General features: G+C 65.2%; 17 protein-coding genes and 2 pseudogenes. 9 read left to right on the plus strand and 10 right to left on the minus strand.

What is annotated here, in order from left to right:
• Positions 1-940: 940 nt before the first annotated feature.
• Entirely contained in the window at positions 941-1,228 is a 288-nt protein-coding gene (locus FDZ84_RS41260; RefSeq protein WP_371812935.1) for an integrase core domain-containing protein, read from the plus strand.
• Positions 1,229-1,324: 96 nt separating this feature from the next.
• Here the strand turns inward: FDZ84_RS41260 and FDZ84_RS33575 are convergent, their stop codons facing one another.
• The 3 genes from FDZ84_RS33575 to FDZ84_RS40390 form a co-directional block, all read right to left on the minus strand.
• The gene (locus FDZ84_RS33575) at positions 1,325-3,823 is read right to left on the minus strand and encodes an alkaline phosphatase D family protein (RefSeq protein ID WP_168589127.1); all 2,499 of its coding nucleotides are present in this window, start codon (positions 3,821-3,823) and stop codon (positions 1,325-1,327) included.
• A 585-nt stretch (positions 3,824-4,408) separates the two neighbouring features.
• Positions 4,409-5,509: an FAD-binding oxidoreductase gene (locus FDZ84_RS33580; RefSeq protein ID WP_168589128.1), complete on the minus strand. Its 1,101-nt coding sequence runs from the start codon at positions 5,507-5,509 to the stop codon at positions 4,409-4,411.
• Positions 5,506-6,231 (minus strand): ABC transporter ATP-binding protein, encoded by a 726-nt coding sequence (locus tag FDZ84_RS40390; RefSeq protein WP_210435281.1) that lies wholly within the window; start codon positions 6,229-6,231, stop codon positions 5,506-5,508. Before FDZ84_RS40390 ends, FDZ84_RS33580 begins: the two co-directional genes overlap by 4 nt.
• A 310-nt stretch (positions 6,232-6,541) precedes the next feature.
• Here FDZ84_RS40390 and FDZ84_RS40260 point away from each other — a divergent pair, with 310 nt between their 5' ends.
• Both FDZ84_RS40260 and FDZ84_RS33590 read left to right on the plus strand, forming a co-directional pair.
• A complete protein-coding gene (locus FDZ84_RS40260) occupies positions 6,542-6,673 on the plus strand; it encodes a hypothetical protein (RefSeq protein ID WP_256413610.1) in 132 nt (43 codons plus the stop codon).
• A 384-nt stretch (positions 6,674-7,057) separates the two neighbouring features.
• Positions 7,058-7,888, plus strand: a complete 831-nt coding sequence (locus tag FDZ84_RS33590) for a transposase family protein (RefSeq protein WP_168589129.1) — start codon at positions 7,058-7,060, stop codon at positions 7,886-7,888.
• 95 nt (positions 7,889-7,983) lie between these two features.
• Here FDZ84_RS33590 and FDZ84_RS33595 read toward each other — a convergent pair whose 3' ends face one another.
• On the minus strand, positions 7,984-9,183 hold the full coding sequence (locus tag FDZ84_RS33595) for a DDE-type integrase/transposase/recombinase (RefSeq protein WP_210435282.1): 1,200 nt from the start codon (positions 9,181-9,183) through the stop codon (positions 7,984-7,986).
• A 191-nt stretch (positions 9,184-9,374) separates the two neighbouring features.
• Between FDZ84_RS33595 and FDZ84_RS33600 the strand changes: the two genes are divergently transcribed.
• Positions 9,375-11,714, plus strand: a complete 2,340-nt coding sequence (locus tag FDZ84_RS33600) for a LuxR C-terminal-related transcriptional regulator (RefSeq protein ID WP_168589130.1) — start codon at positions 9,375-9,377, stop codon at positions 11,712-11,714.
• A 263-nt stretch (positions 11,715-11,977) separates the two neighbouring features.
• Here FDZ84_RS33600 and FDZ84_RS33605 read toward each other — a convergent pair whose 3' ends face one another.
• Positions 11,978-13,504 carry an IS66 family transposase gene (locus FDZ84_RS33605; protein WP_168589131.1) on the minus strand — a complete coding sequence of 509 codons (1,527 nt, stop codon included), beginning with the start codon at positions 13,502-13,504 and terminating at the stop codon, positions 11,978-11,980.
• An 89-nt stretch (positions 13,505-13,593) separates the two neighbouring features.
• Positions 13,594-13,920 carry a hypothetical protein gene (locus FDZ84_RS33610; RefSeq protein ID WP_168589132.1) on the minus strand — a complete coding sequence of 109 codons (327 nt, stop codon included), beginning with the start codon at positions 13,918-13,920 and terminating at the stop codon, positions 13,594-13,596.
• Between the two features lie 81 nt (positions 13,921-14,001).
• On the opposite strand from FDZ84_RS33610, the pseudogene FDZ84_RS41265 reads away from it, so the two are divergent.
• Positions 14,002-14,376, plus strand: a pseudogene (locus FDZ84_RS41265) (transposase); the annotation flags it as partial.
• Positions 14,377-14,448: 72 nt separating this feature from the next.
• Here FDZ84_RS41265 and FDZ84_RS33620 read toward each other — a convergent pair.
• Entirely contained in the window at positions 14,449-14,925 is a 477-nt protein-coding gene (locus tag FDZ84_RS33620) for a reverse transcriptase N-terminal domain-containing protein (protein ID WP_246868614.1), read from the minus strand.
• A 763-nt stretch (positions 14,926-15,688) separates the two neighbouring features.
• Between FDZ84_RS33620 and FDZ84_RS33625 the strand changes: the two genes are divergently transcribed.
• From FDZ84_RS33625 to FDZ84_RS33640, 4 genes are all read left to right on the plus strand, one after another.
• On the plus strand, positions 15,689-16,258 hold the full coding sequence (locus FDZ84_RS33625; protein WP_168587152.1) for a DUF6431 domain-containing protein: 570 nt from the start codon (positions 15,689-15,691) through the stop codon (positions 16,256-16,258).
• Between the two features lie 37 nt (positions 16,259-16,295).
• Positions 16,296-16,448: a hypothetical protein gene (locus tag FDZ84_RS33630; protein ID WP_168589133.1), complete on the plus strand. Its 153-nt coding sequence runs from the start codon at positions 16,296-16,298 to the stop codon at positions 16,446-16,448.
• Between the two features lie 74 nt (positions 16,449-16,522).
• Positions 16,523-16,810, plus strand: coding sequence for a hypothetical protein (locus FDZ84_RS33635; RefSeq protein ID WP_168589134.1), 288 nt, complete (start codon positions 16,523-16,525; stop codon positions 16,808-16,810).
• Between the two features lie 162 nt (positions 16,811-16,972).
• On the plus strand, positions 16,973-17,161 hold the full coding sequence (locus FDZ84_RS33640; protein WP_168589135.1) for a hypothetical protein: 189 nt from the start codon (positions 16,973-16,975) through the stop codon (positions 17,159-17,161).
• Between the two features lie 311 nt (positions 17,162-17,472).
• On the opposite strand, the gene FDZ84_RS39685 is transcribed toward FDZ84_RS33640, so the two are convergent.
• From FDZ84_RS39685 to FDZ84_RS33660, 3 genes and pseudogenes are all read right to left on the minus strand, one after another.
• A complete protein-coding gene (locus tag FDZ84_RS39685) occupies positions 17,473-17,664 on the minus strand; it encodes a hypothetical protein (RefSeq protein ID WP_246869296.1) in 192 nt (63 codons plus the stop codon).
• Between the two features lie 749 nt (positions 17,665-18,413).
• Positions 18,414-18,875 (minus strand): annotated as a pseudogene (locus FDZ84_RS41270) (UDP-N-acetylglucosamine 2-epimerase); the annotation flags it as partial.
• A 42-nt stretch (positions 18,876-18,917) separates the two neighbouring features.
• A complete protein-coding gene (locus tag FDZ84_RS33660) occupies positions 18,918-19,337 on the minus strand; it encodes a hypothetical protein (protein ID WP_168589137.1) in 420 nt (139 codons plus the stop codon).
• Positions 19,338-19,345 lie beyond the last annotated feature (8 nt).

Below are 19,345 nucleotides of genomic sequence, written 5' to 3' on the forward strand. Positions count from 1 at the left end.
CCCGCCACCTCCCTCGCCGACCGGATCGCCATCACCCTGCAGAAACAACGCTTTTCCACACCCCTGACCATCCTCGCGGAACTCATCGGAATCAGCCCAGCCGCCATAGCCAAAGCCAAAGCCATCAAACGCACCCACGCGCTCCTCGACGACACCGACCACCTGCCTGCCCGAACCGACAGCAACCACCCTCACCACCGCCGCAGACATACACGAATTCATCTCCGGTGCAACCGGATTCACCCGCGAACGCTGAAGATTGCGTGTTAATAATCTCCAGTCCCTAAGGACGAGAATCCGGTGCTCTGACGCGAACTCCAAGCACCCGTGCGGTTCGAGCCCGCGGACCGCTGCGGCTCTCCGTCCTGTCCTCGCTGATCCCCGCCGCCGCTGGGTGCGGGTCTTCCCAGACACGCCGACTGATGGCCTGGAACCGCAAGCTTGTGGCCCGACGGTGGGACTACTCCGATCGGCGCCGACCTGGACGACCGCCCACAAGGCCGGCCATCAAGAAGCTCGTGCTATGCCTCGCCCGCGAAAACAGTCAGTGGGGACACCGCCGGATCCAGGGCGAACTGGCCCGGCTCGGACACCCGATCGCCGCCTCCATCGTCTGGGAAATCCTGCACACAGCCGGCATCGATCCGGCCCGCGCCACAGCGGCCCGCCTGACGCGAGTTCCTGTCCGCACAAGCCAGCCGTCTGATCGCCTGCGACTTCCTGAGCATCGACACCACCGGTCTACAACGCCCATACGCCCTGGTCTTCCTAGAACACCGCGCGCGGCGCCTGCAGATCCCCGGCGTCACCGCACACCCGACGGCCGCCTGGGCTACTCAGCAAGCGTGCAACGTCGCCACCGGCCTCGGCACGCGTATGGACTCGCTGCGTTTCCTCACCGGAGACCGCAAACAGCAAGTACACGGACGATATCGAGATCATCAAGACACCGGCGCGGGCGCCACGAGCGAATGCGCACTGCGAGAGAGCGATCTGCAGCCTCCATCGAGAAGTCCCCGACCACTCCCTCATCATCGGTAAGACCCATGCACGCCGCGTTCTCACCGAGTACCAAGAGCACTACAACAAACACCGCCCCACCGGGCCCGCAACCAGATACCACCCGAAGCCCAGGAACAACCCACCCCCAGTTCAGGATTCGCCCGCCTGCCACGTCCTACGCACCCACGTCCGGGGCGTCACCAACGAGTACCGATACACCGCTTGAACAGCAACGACGAATAATCGAGCCCCACAGGCCCGGTTGCGGGACGTGGCGGGAACTTCCCGGCAGTGTCCCCAATGGACGCCACGTCCCGCTTGCTCACAGCCGGGCGAGCGCTGTGAACGGGTCGGAGTCTGCTCCACTGTCGACGGCGGCTACTCGTCGTCGGAGGGTGAACGTCGCTCCTGGTTCGAGGGCCACCTGCAGCTGGCTCATGATCCAGTTCCCATTGCCGTAGGCGCCGAATGACGAGTTCTCGTAGAGCAGCCCGTAGGTCTGGCGGTCGGAACCGGTCATCCCGATCCACGTCCCGCTCGGAACGTAGTCGCCAGGGCTTCCGTAGCCGGTGGTGATGGTTCCATGTCCGGCGATCCCGCTGCGCTGCCCGGCGCCGTCGTGGTCGATCACGTCGCCAGTCCAGAAGGTGCAGGCCTGCGCGCCCCGGTTGGTGAACGTGGTCTCCGCGGTGACCCACGGCTGGCCGTTGTCGATGCGGTAGGTGGTGACCGCTTCCACGTCGGGGAAGTCGGTGCTGGTTCCGGCGGCGCGGACGACGGCCGACGAGTCGGTGGTCGCCACGACCTCGACCGAGGTGTACTTGACCGTGAGCTGCTGCCACGCGTTGGCGCCGCGGGGCTGCGCGGTCGAGGCGTACGAGAGGTTGAGCCAGTCGAGCTGGTCGAGGTGCCCCACCGCGGCCAGGTCGAGCGGTTTGCCGACGGTGGCACCGGGCAACTGGCCGTCATTGCTCCCCGCCGACACCGCCAGCGCCATCAGGTCGTTGCCGATGACGATGTCAGACGTCGTGGCCTGCGATTGCGGTCCGGGCACGGTGCGACCAGTGCTGGCGTGCGCGACCGCTCGCGACAAGCGGAGGTCAACCCGAGTCGGTTTCCCCGATTCGACCGTCGTCACGCTGCTGGCGCGGTTGTAGCCCACACCGTTGGCTGCGACGGTGTATGTGCCGGGCGGGACGAAAACGGTGTATTCGCCGGAAGGATCGGTGGTGCTCGCCGTCACCCGGTTACCGTCGGCGCCGATGATCGCCACTTCGACGTTCGGCAGCGCGGCGCCGGTGGAATCGTCGGTGACCTTGCCGACGAGACCGTCACCCGCGTCGATCCGTTGGGCGCCCGGGATGCCGTCGCGCACTTCGAATGCGGCGATCGTGTACGCAGGAGAGACCGCATCCCTCGCGTTGAGCACGATCCGCAGGTCGCTGCGCCAGCGCTGCGCAGTGACGTCGCACAGCACGTAGCCCCGATAGCTGCCGTTGTAGAACTTGACGTGCGGATTGGCCGCCAGACCCTGCCTGACGTCGGCGTCCCAGCCCGCTCCGGAGGAGATCGAGGTGCCGACGAACTCGGTGGCGATGGTCTCCGAAGCCGGGTCGGTGAAGTCGGTCTTGAGGTCGTTGACCCAGTGCGTGTGCCAGTCGCCGCTGAGCACGACCGGGTTGGACGGCCGGTGTTGGTCGATGAAGTCGAGGATGCGGGAGCGGGCCGCCGGGTAACCGTCCCACTGGTCGAGGTTGACGATCTGTCCCGGACCGAGGTCGTAGTCGAAGGCGGCCATGATCGTCTGCTGCGCGATCACGTTCCACTTGGCTGCGGACTCGCTCAGTCCCTGCAGCAGCCACTGTTCCTGCGCGGGCCCGGTCATCGTGCGGGCGGGATCGTACACCTCGCCGGCCGGCGCCTTGCGTCCGTCGCCGAGTGCCTGGTCCGATCGGTACTGGCGGGTGTCCAGGACGCTGAACTCGGCGAGGCGCCCGAAGCGGATTCGCCGGTACATCAATGCCTCCGGCCCATGGGGCTGTTGTTCCGGCCGCATCGGCAGGTGCTCGTAGTACGCCTGGTAGCCGTTGGCGCGCCGTTCGAGGAACGGCCGTCCGTCGCCGGTCCCTCCGGCGACCGCACCGGCGTAGTTGTTCTGCACTTCGTGGTCATCCCAGGTGAGGATGAACGGGAAACGCGCGTGCGCGGCACGCAGGTCCGGCGAGGTCTTGTACCGCGCGTGCAGCCCGCGGAACTCGGTCAGGCTGCCGTTCGCGGTCTCGTAGATGTAGTCGCCGAGGTGGATCACGAAGTCGACGTCCTGGTCGGCGAGATCGCGGTAGGCGGGGTAGGGCCCGCCCACCCACGACTGGCAGGAGACGAACGCGAACCGCATCCGGTCGACCGGGGCGCCGAGCGGCGGCATGGTGCGCGTGCGGCCGATCCGGCTGTAGGTCCCGTCGGCCTGGAAGCGGTACCAGTACCAGCGGCCCGGAGCGAGATCGCGCACCAGGACGTGCACCGTGTGAGCCGACTGCGGGCTAGCGGTCGCCGTGCCGGATTGCAGGACTTGGCGGAAGTTTTCGTCGGCCGCGATTTCCCAACGAACCGGTACCTGTTCCGCTGGCATACCACCGGTTTCGGCGTTCAACGGATCAGGCGCCAACCTCGTCCAGAGCACGACGCTGTCGTGATTCGGCTCGCCCGAGGCCACGCCGAGCGTGAACGGAGCGGGGTCCAGATCGGCTGCCTGCGCTGACGGTGCGCCGTCGACGAGTTGGCCTGCGGTCACCGCACCGAGCGTTCCTCCCGCCAACGCCATGAAACGCCTTCTGTTGATGGAGAAAGGAACCACGTTTCACTCCGCGCGCTTCGAGCCATGATCCGACCAGGACAGCCTTGATCGTCTTGCTGGCCAACAGCTGAAGCGGCAGTGAACCCGCGGAGTAGCCTCCATGTCGCAAACTCCGTGCTGTCGTCGAACTCGCGCCAACCAGGCAGCGGCTCACCAGCCGTCAGGTAACGACGGGGAGGCAGAATGCTGGACCTGGCTGACCGTTACCGGTCGCACACCACGCGTAGTTCGCGGCTGGAGGGGGTTGCGCCGGGGGTGTGACACCGCGCGGTTCGGTGCCTACCGTCGGACGCGGGTGCGGCCGCCACGGTGAAGCGGCGGCACGAACGGATCGGCCGACAGTGCGGGATGAGGCGCGAGAGCTGGTGCGCAAGGTGAAGGACGTGACCGTGTGCGGCTCGACGAAGCCGAATCAGCGCCCGCCCGGACATACCGGGCGGGCTCTGATTCACATGCGAACACTGCCCGGTGTGATCTTGATTCGAGCGGTCAGTGATACCCCGCATCCCTCGCAGTAGGTTCCGTCAGCCGACGCCGTGTCCGCTGAAATCATCAGAGGGCTTCCCGAAAGCGATCGGGTCGGAAGGGGGCGAGCAGCGGGTCGGTTGTACCAGTGACGATCTCTTCGGCGAGGAGGCGTCCGAGCAGCGGCGCGAGGGTGACTCCACTGTGAGCGGATAGCTCGTAATATCTGGCCACGTCGGCCCGGGCGCCGACGGAGGGGGCTCCGTCGGGCGGAGTCGGTCTGGGGCCGACAGCAATGCGTCGTATCTCGATGTCTCCAGTGTCCGGGAACATGCGCCGTGCCCGGTCGACGAGGACGTCAGCGGCCGTGTGCGTGGTGGCTTCGCCTCTGGTGATCATGCCGTCCACGTCGTGGCTGTGCAGAAGGGCCCGGTTGGGGCCGTCGGGGCGGATGCCGAGGCGTGGGGTCCGGATCACAGTAGAGACGAGGTCGACCGGGGTGTCCACCGATACGACGAAACCTGACGAGGCGGTACCTCGCGCGGCACGGGCTGCCGGGATACGGATGTCGGCCACGCCGGCGCCGGTCGCGTTGACGACGCGATCTGTGTCGACCGAGTCTCCGTCGTCGAAGTCGATGCGGACGCGCCCTGATGTGGTGGGTGTGATGGAGGTGGCTCGGCGGCGCTGTACCTGCAAGCCGGTGAGAAAGTGCCTCCGGATCGCGTCCGGGTCCGCCCATCCGTCGGCGTGGAACCACGCCACCGCGAAAGCGGCGGTGTCGAGGCGCAGTCGCGGCTCGCGTTCGCGGAAGGCGGCGCCGGAGACGAGCTCGCCACCGTAGCCGCGGGCGCGTGCGGCGTTCACGCGTTGTTCGGCCACGCGCAGCGAATCCGGGTCCGTGGCCACGAAGTGCTGGCCGGTGAATCGAACGGCCGCGTCTCCGAGTGCGGCGGAGATGTCGTGGTACTCGGCGACGCCGCGATCGTTGAGAGCGGCGAGGGCTGGTTCAATCTTTGCGCTGCCGTTCACGCAGGCGAAGGAAGCCGTCGTCGATCGATAGCCTGGGGCCTGGGCGTCGACGACGGTGACTCGTGCTCCGCGTCGGGAGAGGTGGTGGGCCGCAGCGGCGCCGAGGATTCCGGCACCGAGGACCGTGATGTGCTCGGGGACGCTTGTGATGGTCATGGGAGTTCTGCTCTTTCCCCGTCGCGATCGGGAAGGAAGACGTGGATGTCTGCGGCATCGGCGCGAACGGCGACGGAGTCGCCGACAGGCGTGTGGTGTTCTTCGCGCATTCGCAGGGCGGTGGAATATCCGCCGATGTGGATCATGCGGTCGCTGCCGAGTAGCTCGGTGAGCACCACCGGGCCAGTTGCGCCGAGTTCGTCGTCGCTTGCGCGACCGCGGGAGAGCGACTCCGGGCGGATCCCGAGGGTGATTCGTCGCCCGTGGAAGCTGTGCAGGTGTCTGGGCAACGAGATCCTGGCCTCGCCGGAAATGAGGTGGCGGGTGTCGACGTGGCCGTCGATGAGGTTCATCCCGCCGAGAAATCCGGCGACGAAGGCGTTCTCGGGGCGGGTGTACACCTGTTCGGGGATGCCTGCCTGGGAGATTTTCCCGCCGTTCATGACGACGACCGTGCTGCCGAGGGTCAACGCCTCCACTTGGTCGTGGGTGACATAGACCATGGTGGTTCCCAGGTCGCGTTGCAGTGCGAGCAGTTCTGCGCGCATTTCCACGCGGAGTTGGGCGTCGAGGTTGCTCAGTGGTTCGTCCATCAGCAGCACGCTGGGCCCGCGAACCAGGGCGCGACCGATGCCGACCCGCTGGCGTTGGCCGCCGGAGAGCTCGGCGGGCTTCCGGTCGAGAAGCCCCTCTACTAGGCAGGAAGTCGAGGATCGATTCACCCGGCGGTCTGGCCGCGATGATCTCCTTGCGCAACGCGTCGTCGCACATCACGATGCCTTTTCGCCGGGGCGTGTCGTCGTCGAATCGCCACGAACCTCCTCGGCCCCCCAGCAGCAGCGCCATCGGCGGCAGCCTGGTGTCCTCGTGGTTTCGCGGAGCGGCGGTTACCCCCAGCGCCCGATGCTGGAAGTCGGTCCACCGCGCCTCGTCGGTGCCCCCCACGATGGGCTCGACGGTCAGGCCGACGAGCTCGATCGCCTCGGCAGGAACGTAAGGCTTATCCTTGGCCAGCAACTCGACGGTGAACAAGTGGCTGGGCTGCATCACCAACGCCCTGTCCGAGATCTCCAGCAGCCACACGGGCAGCCCGGTGTCGGCGTCGACTCGCTGCCGGAGGCCATCGCCGCCGTCGCCATCAACAAGTGCGGGTTCCACGCGTGATGGCAGAGCGCGTATCCCCATGGGAAACGCCTGAGAATGCGAGATTGGATAACGGAAACCTGTTTGCAAAGACATTGACTCTCCCCAGAAGTCGGTGTCTTGAAAGACTGCCAAACAAATGCCCATCGGCCGTGTGCAAATGCGGCTGCACCCGGCCAGGCACAGTGCTGTTCCCGTGGTCAAATAGCCCAGCTATACCTGTTACGAGCGCATTCGGTTCCTCATGTCAAGAGAATTCGCCCAAGCAATCGGCATTGAGCCGTTCCGAGTAACGGTTCGCGACGCTGTGTGATCTTGGGGCGCGCCGAGCGGGGATGCGCGTGAAGACGCGGGATCCCTGCTACGAAGTGGTCTTCTCCCAGATCAACTTCACAGGGACCCCGCGTGTCTACGAGTGTCACATATACCGCTGTTCTGGAGGTATCCGAGGACAGCGTCTTGTTCCTGTCCGGACTGCTGCACGCCGAGCGTCTCCGGCGGGGTACCCGCAAGGGACGGCGTGCGATGGGGACCTACAAGCAGGCCGTTTTGGTGCTGCGCTGGTTCCTGGAAGACACCCGGATGGTGGCGCTGGCCAGGGACAACGCCGTCGCCTTGTCGACGGCGTATGAGTACCGGGACGAGGGCATTGCGGTGCTCGCCGCGCGCCGGCCGTCGCTGCACGGGGCGCTGCTGGCGGCCAAGGCGGCTGGTCACTCGCATGTGATCGTGGACGGCACGCTGATCCACACCGACCGGATCTCCACCCCAGGCCCCACCCGCGGGGTGGATTTGGGGTGGAGCGGCAAGCACCGCCTTCACGGCGGGAACATTCAGGTTGTCTCCGCCCCGGACGGATGGCCGCTGTGGACCTCCGACGTGCGACCCGGCCGGGAGCACGACATGAGTGCCGCCCGCGCCGACCCCGAACTGCTCACGCGGATCACCGACTGGATCACCGACGGCGCCCTCGCCCTTGCCGACCTCGGCTATGAAGGCGAGCCCGAGACCTTCACGATCCCGTGTAAGAAGCCCAAAGACGAGCAACTCACCATCGACCAACAGTCCTACAACGCCATCCACGGCGCCCTGCGCTGCCTCGGCGAGCGCGCCAACTCGCTACTCAAGACCACCTATAAGGCTCTACGTCGCTACCGCGGCTGCCCCTGGCGCCTCGGCGACATCGTCGCCGCCGCCCTGGTCCTGCTCCACCACGAACACGGCCGCACCACATGATCAACCAAATTGATCACACAACGCCACGGGAGGTTACGCGGAAAGGCTCACCCGATGACTCATGTCAAGATGCCCGCGAACGGGGTTTCGTTGACTCAGATGATTTTGCCCGGGATGGTTGGGGTGGGGTGGTGGGCAGGCGTGCTGGTTGCTTGGCGGTGACGAGCACGAGAAGCCGGTCGTTGATGGCGTGGATGTCGCGGCGGATCTGGGCGGGGTTGAGCGTGCGGTACCGGCGGGTGAGCGCTGTCTTGATCTGCTTCGGGATGTTCTTGTCGGCCAGGACCCGTTGATACGGGGTGCGGGCGGTGTCGTATTTTTTTGATCACTTTGGCGCCTTCGCGGTGTTTGGAGAGCAGTTTTTTGTTGTGGGGAAAAGAAATTGAGCTGCAGGCGAAGCAGTGCGTAGAGCTCGTTGAGCAGCTCGAGTTCGGCCGGGGTGTCGTAGCGGTGCTACCCGACCGCCTGGCGCACCACGACCAGTTCTTCTGCTCGACGTGGCAGCCGTCGTTCTTGTTGCCCGGCCGTGACCGGGTGAAGGTGATCTTGTTTTTCTCGCAGAAGCGCCGCAGGTGATCGTTGATGAACTCCGACCCGTTGTCGGAGTCGATACCCAGCACGGGGAACGGGAATGCGTCCAGAATGCCTTGCAGGGCCGGGAAAACCCACTTCTGGGCCTTGTTGCGCACCGCGGCGGTTTCGGTCCAGTTGGTGGCGATGTCGGTCACCGTCAGGGTGTGGCAGAAGTCGCCGCTGGGGTTGCCGCCCTCGTGCCCGACGAGATCGATCTCGACGAACCCGGGGGTGTTCTCGTTCCAGTCCGCCCAGGTGCGGATCGGGATCTGCGACTTCAAAAGTGACCCCGGCTTGGTGCCCGAGCGGCCCTTGAGCTGCACCTTCTTCCGGTCCGGGGCCAGGCGGCGGTCGATGGTGGCCGCCGACATCGACACCAGCTTCGCCCGCACCCCAGGCTCCAGGTCGAGCTCACCGGCCCGCTCCAGCACCGCCACGATCTCGGGCAGGAACGGGGCCAGCCGCTTACCGGTCGGCGCGTCCAGCACCGCCCAGATCTTCCGCAACGGCACCAGCACGTCCTCGCCATACACCGGTGGCCGCTGTTTCCGTTTCCTGGCAACGGGTTTCGGTCCCAGTGCCAGCCGCAGCGCCTTCCGCGCGTGGTCGCGGTGCCAGCCCGTCAGCTCGCACAACTCCGCCAAGATCACGGTCTTGTCCTTTTTGGACGCCGAACGATACCGGATCGCGGTTGCCTTCGTCACGGCCTTGCGCTGGCTCATCGTTAGTCCCATCGGTCACGATGAGCACACCAGCCCCCACAGGTGACGCACGACACGCCGTACGCGGGCATTCTTACGTGAGGCAACGACTCATCTACGCGGGCATTTTGGATGAGTCAACGCGGCTCATTGACTCGACCAGGTCCTCCGGTATTATGTAACGTTGAACTTTAGATTCTCTGGTGGTTCTGATGGTCAGTGTGTCGGGCGGTCTGCCGGGGGAACCGACGAGCTTTGTGGGCCGACGGCAGGCTGTGGCGGAAGTTAAGCGATTGATGTCGGCGTCGCGGTTGGTGACGTTGACTGGTGCTGGCGGCGTGGGTAAGTCGCGGCTCGCGTTGCGGGTAGCTCGGGATGTTCGGCGGGCTTTCCCGCAAGGGGCGTGGTTGATCGAGTTAGCGAAGCTGCAGGACCCATCGTTGCTGTATCACGCCCTATTTGAGGCGTTGGAGTTGCGTAACCGTTCGACGCGCGCGTTGGACGCGGTGTTGATCGAGTACTTGGTGGATAAGCGTCTGCTTCTCGTTTTGGATAACTGCGAGCATCTGCTCGATGCCTGCAGCGAGCTCGTCAGCAGGCTGCTGCCCGCTGCCCCCGGCGTGCGATTTTTGGTCACCAGCCGGCAATCACTGGGTGTGGCGGGCGAGCACGTGTGGCCGGTGCCGTCCTTGTCGTTGCCCGATGTGACCAGCACGAACAACAATGGCGAACTGACGGTCAACGACCCACGGCAGGGCTCACAGTACGAGTCGCTGGCATTGTTTGAGGAACGTGCTACCGCGGTGCTGCCCGGTTTCGAGCTGAGTGGGGATAACGAGATTGCCGTGACGCGGCTGTGTCAGCGGTTGGATGGTTTGCCATTAGCTATCGAGTTGGCCGCCGTGCAGATGCGAGTGTTGTCGGTAGAGGAAATTGTGGCCCGGTTGGAGGACCGGTACCGACTACTGACGAGCGGCAATCGAGGCGCTTTGCCTCGCCACCAGACGTTGCGGGCAGCAGTGGAGTGGAGTTTCGATCTATGCTCGGAGCAGGAGCGGGTCTTGTGGGCTCGGTTGTCGGTGTTCGCCGGGGGATTCGATCTGCAGGCCGCGGAAAGCGTCTGCGCGGATGAGGGGATGAACGCGCAGGACGTGTTCACCGGAGTGGCGGGGCTGGTGCAAAAGTCGGTTCTTACTCGCGAGAAGGGAATAGGCTCTCCGGCGCGGTATCGGATGTTGGAGACGATTCGACAGTTTGGACACGAGCGGCTTGTCGACGACGGCAAGGAATTGATAGTGCGCCGCCAACACCGGGATCATTATTTTCGTTTCGCGGAGCAGCTTTACGCCGGTTGCTTCGGCCCCGATCAGAAGCAGTGGAGCCAACGTCTCAGACTCGATAGAGCTAACCTTTGGAGGGCACTCGACTTTTGCCTGACTGAACCGGGCGAATCCCGCGCCGCGATACGCATGGCAGCGGCACTATGGTATTACTGGATCGCGTGCGGTTGCCTGCGTGACGGACGTTACTGGCTGGGACGAGCACTCGCGAAACATACGCAGCCCGACCGGGACCGAGCCTGGGCGCTCTGTATTAATGGCTATATTGCCGGCCTGCAAGGGGACATCGCGCAGAGCATCGTGCTTCTCGACGAGAGTTGTGCACTAGCGCGCCAGAGCGGCGACGAACGGGTGCTGGCGCATGCGACGCAGTTCTTGGGCATGTCCTTCCTGTTGAAAGGTGATCTCGCGACCGCGACGACGATGTGGGACCGGTCACTCGCCGAGCATCGGGCGTTGGACGAACTGAACTGCCTTACCGGTATTGCATACATTCACCGATCGTTGGCCGCCGCCTGCCTAGGGGATCTCGACAGTGCTACCGATATCTTCCGCGAGTGTCAGAAATTCTGCGCAGCGCATGGCGAGCAATGGGTAATGTCCTGGGCTCTGTGGGCGATTTCCTTTGCTCGGTTGATCGACGGCGACCTCAGCGAAGCACGCGCACGCATACGGGAGGCGCTTGGGATCATGCAGAATCTCGATGATCTGCTGGGCCAGCCGGCTTGTCTCGACGTGGCGGCCGTGATCAGCGCTGCTGAAGGCGACGTCACACAATTTGCGCGGCTGCTTGGAGCAAGCGACGCGATGTGGCGGCCGATCGGTAACCCTCGGTTCGGCTTCTACGCCTTTAATGAGCTATACGCGGAATGTGAAACGCGGGCTCGGAGATCACTCGGGGACAGTGCGTTTGATGCTGCTTATGAACAGGGCGCGCAGTTGACTATTCGTCGTGCCGTCGGTGAGGCCCTCGGTGAGAAAACGAAGCCGTCCACAACGGTTTCTGCCCCTGCCGCGTCCGCGGAGCCATCGCTCACTCGCCGTGAACGCGAAACTGCCATGCTCGTTGCCAAAGGCATGTCCAACAAAGGTATTGCAGAACAACTCGTCATTTCACCGCGCACTGTCGAGTGCCATGTCGAGCATATTCTGGTCAAACTCGGTTTCAACACTCGCACCCAAATCGCCGCCTGGGTGAGGCAAAAATTCTAGTCTCTCGCCTCCTCGCCTCCTCTCGTCTCCCGGCCTCGATCTTTCGTGATGTTGACCGGTCGATCTTGGTGGCCGTGTTGTTGAAAATCGATGCATCGCCGTCCGCGCGCGCTGGGTAGGTCTCGCGTTTTGGAATCATGCCAGGCGCCTTCACACGTCGACTGAGCGTAAACATTCAGGGGCGGGTTTGAGGTGCGGTTTCTGGTCGTGAGGGCATGCCGAATTGCCCGCGGTGCCGCGGGGTTGCCGGAGGGGGTGCGGGGTCAGGCTGGGGCGGGGTCTGGCGGCATCCACGGGTGACCGAGGATCGCTTCGCGCAGGGCGTCTATCATGTTGCGGCCGTGCTTGGCAGCGGTGGAGAGGTAGCCGCGGATCAGGTAGCGGTCCTTGGTGCGGGCTTCGCTGGTGAGCCGCCCGGAGATCTTCTGCTGGATCTTGGCCGGTCTCAGGTCGCGTTCGGCCTGGTTGGAGGTGGGTGGTACGCGCAGGTCGTGGGCGAATCGCAGCACGTCGTCCTCGCGGTCGCGCAGGACCTCCAGTAGCAGCCTGGCCTTGCGCTCACCGGGCTTGGTGCCGTGGCTGGTGGTGTCGGACAGCCCGACCTTCACCCCGTCCCGGAAATTGTTGATCAGCTTGTCGCGGACGGCGTCGTTGAGGGCGCGGCGGCCGGCGTCGCGGGCGAGGTTGGCGTGGTGGATCAGGCCGCGCAGCGCGTCGGCGATCTGGGTGGGCCAGTGCGCGTCGGAGTAGGTTTCGGCGGCATCAGCAAGATCACGCAGGAGATGCTGGCCGCACAGTTGGTGGGTCAGCTCGCCGATCTCGGCGGAGTCGTAGAGGTGGTAGCGGTCGTGCACCACCACCGAGTCGATCAGGTCCTTGAACACGAACGCCTTGAAGGTGTCCAGGTCATGGTTGCCGAGCAGGTAGTGGGTGTAGAGCTCGGTGCAGGCCACCAGCAGGTACTTGTCGGCCTTCTTCCGCCCGGGTTTCGGGGTCTTGCCACCGACGCGTAGCGGGGTCTCATCGGCGGAGACCGCGTAGGCCAGGGTGATCAGGGCGCGGATGCGTTTGTCCGCCTCAACCAGCAGTGTTGCGGCGCGGTCGAGCATGCCGTGCACGAACCCGACGCTGGGGGTGGCGCCGGTCAGCGACTGGAGCACCTCGACCACTCGCGTGGCGGGGATGAAGTGCACCACCATCAGATAGACAGCGAAACTTTGCAGATTCGGCCCGTACCCGACCAACCCGGTGCGGGCGCCCTCGGGGCGGGTGGCGGTGTGCAGCCGGCCGCAGCCGCAGCGCACCTGATGCTGGTCGTACTGCGTCACCGTGACGCTGATCAGCGGGATCTCGTGCTGCTGATAGCGATCCACGATCCCCAGATCGGTGGCCCCGGCCAGGTCATGGCCGCACTCGCAACGCCCGGTCGGGAACCGGTCTACCTGCTTGGCCGGGTTGTCGGCCCAGGCCAGGTTCGCCCCCGGCGCCCCCGGCTGCTTACCCCGCGCACGCTTCGGCCCGCCAACCCGCCGTGCCGGCTTCACCGCCGGCGGCATCCGGCCAGGGTCGTCATCCTTCGACGGCGGTATCGAGGAATTGCTCGAGTTACGGGTCAGCAGGTGCTCCAGCCGGGCCGGCTTCGCCGCCAACTCCTCGTTGGCCTCCAACAGGCCCGCCACCTGTGTCGACAACGCAGCGATCCGCTCATCCCGAGCAGCGATCCGCACATCCCGCGCCGCGAGCTGACAGTCCCGGTGGGCAACAAGCGCGATCAACTCCTCACGCGACATCTCCTCCGGAACGGGCACATCCAGATCAAACTACAGCCGCCACCGCTGATCAACACACCAGCAGGGCCCCCTCCGGTTCGACTACCCGGTCAGCCTCGACCCGGCCGAACCGCCTCGCCCGCCGCAGCCGCCAACGCCGCCTCGCTCACCCGCCAGCTTTCATAGCCACGTTCCTCATCGACGACGACGTCCAGCAACCCCACGGCCTTCAACCGCGCGGCCGCCGACTCCACCACCTCCCGCGACAGCGAAGTCTGGCGCTGCACACCGAACGTCGTCACATACCGCATAGACCGCGTCCCCGGCTCAGTCTTCATCCCCACATGTGTCGCGCCCACCGCGATCACCCCGAACACATACAGCGTCTCCGGATCAGCGAGCGCGTCGACCACAGCCCAAGCATCTTCGATAGCCATACCTTCAACCGTAGCCACCCAAGATCACCTTCAGCACGGAGACCGGCCGCTCAACCCTCACGAACCCGCTGAATGTTTACGATGCAGCGGCTGCTCAATCACGCGGTGTGGGACCACGATCAGGTTCAGGGGGTGGTGCGACGGTTCGTGGTCGACCAGTTAGGAGACCAGCCGTTGCGGGTGGTGGCGCTGGACGAGTCCGGTCAGGAGAAACAGGGGGAATGCACTGCGGGCGCCAAACGGCAGTACATGGGCTGCGCGGGCCGGGTCGCGAATGGGGTGAACACAGTCTATTGCTCGTACGCCACCCCCGGCGGGCACGCACTGGTCGGTGCCCGCATCTATGTGCCGGCCGAACAGCTCGACGATCCTGATCGTCGTGTCGCGCTCGGTGTTCCCGACAAGACCGAGTTTCGAACGAAACCGCAACTGGCGCAAGACATTCTCGTTGACATGATCTCGGATCGTTCAGCACCGCAGGCCAGCAGACCTGCCATCAACCTCTCGGTCTGCCTCCCACGTTCGTGCTCACAACCACTCGGGTTCCAGAGCATTGACCGCCAGAGCTTGAAGGCATCTGTCGGCGATCACGGGAATTCCGAGCGGGCGGCGGCGCCCGTTGCTTTTGGGCACATACACCCGCTTGACCGGCCGAGGGGACCACGGTTCGGCCTGGTGCACCAGCCAATCGACCAGATCGGCCTTCTGTTCCGGTGTCACCACGACCTTGCCGTCGATCCCGGCTGTCTTGCGGCCAGCGTTGATTTCCGTCACCCGCCGCACCGAAAGCAGTGCGTTGCTGCGGGAACGCACCATCAACTTCTGCAAATTGCGGACCTTCTTGTGGTCCCCTGCCTGTGACGCCGCGAAGATCCGCTGACGCAGCCGCCGTACCTCATCCTCGACCAGCCGCCATTTCACAGCATCCCAGTCGAGACTTCGGTCCTCGGGTCCGTTCACCATGTCGCCGCCGTCAGCGACCGCGGTCGTCTCCAGCATGGTCATGGCGTCCAACTTGTCCTTCGGTTCCAGCGCTATCGATCATCTGAGTCTTCGCAGGCTCACCCGGCTCGCGTCAGCACCCTTTCAGGCCAGGGCATTCGCCCCTATCCGGCCAGTTATACGAACACCGCCAGCGGAGGAGCCAGCATTGTGGTGCCCGGTTTCCTGGTGCCTTTCGGCTACCGGCATTCGCTTCTCGAGCCGTCCTGCGCCCGCTGCGGAATTCCGCCTTCCTTACGGTCGGCCTACCAAACGGCATCCCGCTTGGACCTCATCGGGGTTGTCACGTTCCACATGAGACAGATATGACCGGGTTGGGTGCCCTCTGTACCCCGGGGACGGTGGTGCGCTCCCGCCCGGCCAAATTCGTCCGGGCGGCACCTGTCGCGCTCTCAGCGACCGGTCCCTATCTCCCACTGAAACATCCCATCGGCGGGAGTGCCCATGACGAGGCGTCAACGAGGGTTCACGCTATTCACCCGTCTGTTGTCAGGCGTTCTGGATAACGACGTGGAGCCCTGTCGGCGGCATTGACGGTGAGCACGCCCAAGAGCTTCGTCCCCGGCGGCAGAATGAACACCACGCGCGCCCGCCCAGCACAGGGCTGACCGCTCCTGATCCCTCATGTTCATCGTGACGGCAGCACATCGCCCGGCCGTCCGTCGACTGTGGACGATCCAGGACCACGATCAGCAACGCGAACTGGCCCCTGGACCGCCACAAGCGTGATAGGCATGCTGGACCACTGTGCGAGGAGCCCGCCGCCGTGATCATCGTGCTGGACGTCGAGCAGGCCGAGGTCGACCTGCACGCCGGTGCGCTGCGCTGTCCACACTGCTCGGCGGTGCTACGACCGTGGTCCTCCGCGTCGGCCCGACAGATCCGGCAGCTCGACGGTTCGCACCGCCTGGTGCGACCGCGCCGGGCACGCTGTTCGGGTTGCCGGGCCACCCAGGTGCTCATGCCGGCCTGGTGCCTGCCCCGGCGGGCGGACGCGGCCGAGGTCATCGGCGCGGCGCTGGTCGCGAAGGCGCGTGGGCAGGGTTACCGCTCGATCGCGCGTGAGCTGGGCCGCCCGGTCTCCACCGTGCGGCACTGGCTGCGCGGCGTCCGGGGCGATCAGGTGGAGTGGCTGCGGCGTCAAGGTGTGCAGCGGACGTTCGAGCTGGACCAGGACCTGCTGGTGGACCTCACGGTGCAGGCCACGGCGTTGGGCGACGCGCTGTGCGCGTTGGCTGCGGCCGTGCTGGCCTGGCGGCGCCGTTTCGCCCGACCTGTCCAGGCGTGGACGCTGATCGGGGTTTTCACCGCTGGCCGCCTGCTTTCTCCACCATGATCAACACGGACATGTCGTGGCATCAGTGTGTCCGCAGTTGGTCACCGGCACGGAGGGCGAGGTCCGACAGGATGAGCATGACGGCGTCACCGTGAGCACGAACGGTGCCCTGTTCGTGATCATCTACAGCGCCGCCGCCATGTTCATTTTGAATGCCGGGCAACACACGAGCGCCGGGCACTCGCGGTGATCCGGATACAGCCGGCGCTGCAGAGGCGTCCGGAGGTGGTGGTCCCGGTCGCTGATCCGCACGAGGAGCGCGCGGTGCGGTCGGTCGGGAAGCCGAAGCCGTGGGCACGTCCGCTCTGGATCGGCCACGGCGTCGAACGCCTCGTCCACGTCTTCACCAGCACCAAGCACATCGAGCTGATGCGTCGGTGGTGGCTCAACGCGGCCTGCATTGGCGACATGATCAACGAAGGCGAAAGGGCATGGCAGCAGACGACGAAGGGTACGAGGAGTGGGAGCGCGGAGGAGATTGTCCCGGTCGCCCCGCTTGCGAACCTGACCACCGGGGAGCAGGCCACGCGATCGTGGGGATCGCTGTTCTGACCGTTGCCCTGTTACTTGGTGGCGCCCGGTTAACGGCGCGAAAGCAGCGGTCAACCGGGCGGCGCACCTACCACTCGAGCGACGTGGATATCGCTGAAACCTATTGAGAGAGAACAGAAAATGCGTGTGCTCGGGCCATTGTCGGAGGTTGCGCTAACCAGCGTGGCTACGGGGATCGCGGCGTTGATGCTGGCGACTGTCGCGGTCTACGCGGTTGGGCGGGGCGGGACGATGCTCGGCCTGCGCGGCGTGCGGTACTACTCGACCTTGGGACAGGCTAATGCGGAGGTCTTGGACTGGTTATCGCAGGTCAGTTCGGCCCTCTTGTCGGGCTCCTGGTTCCATCTCTGATCGAACATCCACGCCGGGCGCCACAATCGTTCAATGGCGAATGTGGTGTGCTGATCACCGCCGAATCTCCTGGCTGCGGAGGTATTCGTCGAGCTTTTACTCGATGCCGATGGGGACGAGTGCCGGCAGCAGCCCGCTGCTTGGCTAGCTGGGCCAGTTGGTCGAGGCGCTGCGTTGACCGGGTCGGTCTCGCTGACCGGAATCGGTCACGACGTGCCGACCTCCCGACCCAGACGCGGGACGCAAGCGATGATGCTCGAGCACGCCCAAATCACCCGTGGCATGCGTGTGTTGGAAATCGGATCCGGCGGCTACAACGCGGCGCTACTCGCGGAGCTGGTCGGCCCGACCGGAGAAACGCCACCGTCGACGTCGACCCGGACATCGTCGACCGCGCCACCCGGTTCCTCTCCACCGCTGGTAAGCCCCAAGCGGCGGTGGTGCTCGCCGACGCCGAGCACGGCGGTCCCGATCACGCTCCCTACGACCCACGTGATCGTCACCGTTCCAAGATCATCAGGGGCCGGAGAAGTTGGTGCTTATGGCATCCCGGACGCCTGGTTCGCACAGCTCGCACCAGTGGGAAGGCTGGTAGTGCCTGGACGCATCCGCGGAAGCGTCTCGCGCTCGACCGCGTTCGAGCGCGATAACAATGGTGTCTGGCGCAGCGTGGACCACCATGCGGCTTTGTGCCTCTGCGGGCGGGGATCGCCGACGACCCCACGGCGGAAGATTCCGCTGATCGCTGACATGGCAGTGGAGCTCCAGCTCAACCAGGAACACATGATCGACTCGGCGGGCTTGGTTGGGGTTGCTTGACCGTCCTCGATTCGAGGCGTGGACCGGCGTCACGTTCGGGCGCATGCAGTCGCTGGAATGGCTCTACCTGTGGCTCGCGTGTGTCTTGGACACCAGCGTGTGCTCAAGGTCGGTCGAGCCAAGCCGCGATCGATGCTGGTCTGGTCGAGCCGATGTTCCGCGGGGGATGATGGCCGTGCCCGGCGAGCGCGAGGTCGCCTACTTGACGTGGAGCCTTGCCGGACACACCAAAGGCGGCGGCAAGATCATGGAGGTCGGGTCATCGGCCACAGCGATGTGGGAGCTGACCTCTCCACCCGCCTTGCCGAGGAAGTCCGCGCCTGGAGCGAGCAATACCGAAATCGCACCGTCCAGTTCGAGATCCCCGCCGCTGGCACCGCATCCCCCGATCCAGCCGATGGCCGGTTCTTCCTCGACCGGCCTCACAATCCCATCACCGTCGTCTGGCAATGAGCAGACCGTGGCCGAAACCGTTGGCATACAAAGAACTCAGCGCGTCGGCAGTCGTTGGGTGCGTACGCCTCGGGCCTCGGTGGAGTGCTGTTGGCGGCTGCTGCTGAACCGGGAGCGTAGGGCCTGCACGACGCGGCTGGAGGCGGTGCCGTCTCCGAAGGGGGGTGGGGAGGTCGGCCAAGCGGGCGTTGATCGCCGGGGCGTCGCGCAGCCAGGTTGCGAGGGTTCGGGTGATTCCCTCGTCGGTGGGGAGTGTCCTGCTACCGAAGACTTTTTCGACTTCGGGGCGTTCGTTGCTGCGTCGGACGATGAGGATCGGTCGCTTGAGGATTGTGGCTTCTTCCTGGATGCCACCCGAGTCGGTGACCAGGCCCGCCGCGTTGCGGACGAGGGTGAAGGTGAGCAGCACCGGGTAGTCGAGCGGTTCGGTCAGCCGGAGCCGGTTCGCGAGGTCGGTGAGGCCCGCGGGTGGCGGTGAGTGTTATCAGTGTTGAGCGCTGGGTCCGGCGTAGAGGATGAAGGTGTGGTCGATGCCTTCTTCGGGTGTGCCGGTGCGGGGTCCGAAGGATGTTGGGAGTTCGGACTCCGTATAGCGCTCGTCACTTGCGAGGTAGATCCCGATGTCCCACTGTTCGATCGATCCTTGATAGCGCAGTCGGAGAATCGGTGCGGGCCGACGTTGGCCGGGTAGGACAGCATCGACGTAGCAGAAATGGCCGCGGAAGCGCACCGTGGGGGCGTTCAGGCGCGGCCAGCCGCGCTTGACATGGGCGACGATCCGTCGGGTCACGGCGGTGCGGGTGGCTTGGTCGATGACGGCTGGCATGGCGTCCATGATGGTCTGGTCGGTTCGCGGGGGGAACACCGGATCGCCAGGTGATTGATTCTCCTCCGGCGTGATCAACCGGTTCA

The organism is Saccharopolyspora sp. ASAGF58, from assembly GCF_012277335.1.
Classification (GTDB): Bacteria; Actinomycetota; Actinomycetes; order Mycobacteriales; family Pseudonocardiaceae; genus Saccharopolyspora; species Saccharopolyspora hattusasensis.

Bases quoted from the DNA above. Each gene is read 5' to 3' on its own strand.
- FDZ84_RS33575 (WP_168589127.1), bottom strand. From the start codon at position 3,823: ATGGCGTTGGCGGGAGGAACGCTCGGTGCGGTGACCGCAGGCCAACTC.
- FDZ84_RS33580 (WP_168589128.1), bottom strand. From the start codon at position 5,509: ATGACCATCACAAGCGTCCCCGAGCACATCACGGTCCTCGGTGCCGGA.
- FDZ84_RS33595 (WP_210435282.1), bottom strand. From the start codon at position 9,183: ATGAGCCAGCGCAAGGCCGTGACGAAGGCAACCGCGATCCGGTATCGT.
- FDZ84_RS33600 (WP_168589130.1), top strand. From the start codon at position 9,375: ATGGTCAGTGTGTCGGGCGGTCTGCCGGGGGAACCGACGAGCTTTGTG.
- FDZ84_RS33605 (WP_168589131.1), bottom strand. From the start codon at position 13,504: ATGTCGCGTGAGGAGTTGATCGCGCTTGTTGCCCACCGGGACTGTCAG.
- FDZ84_RS33610 (WP_168589132.1), bottom strand. From the start codon at position 13,920: ATGGCTATCGAAGATGCTTGGGCTGTGGTCGACGCGCTCGCTGATCCG.
- FDZ84_RS33620 (WP_246868614.1), bottom strand. From the start codon at position 14,925: ATGACCATGCTGGAGACGACCGCGGTCGCTGACGGCGGCGACATGGTG.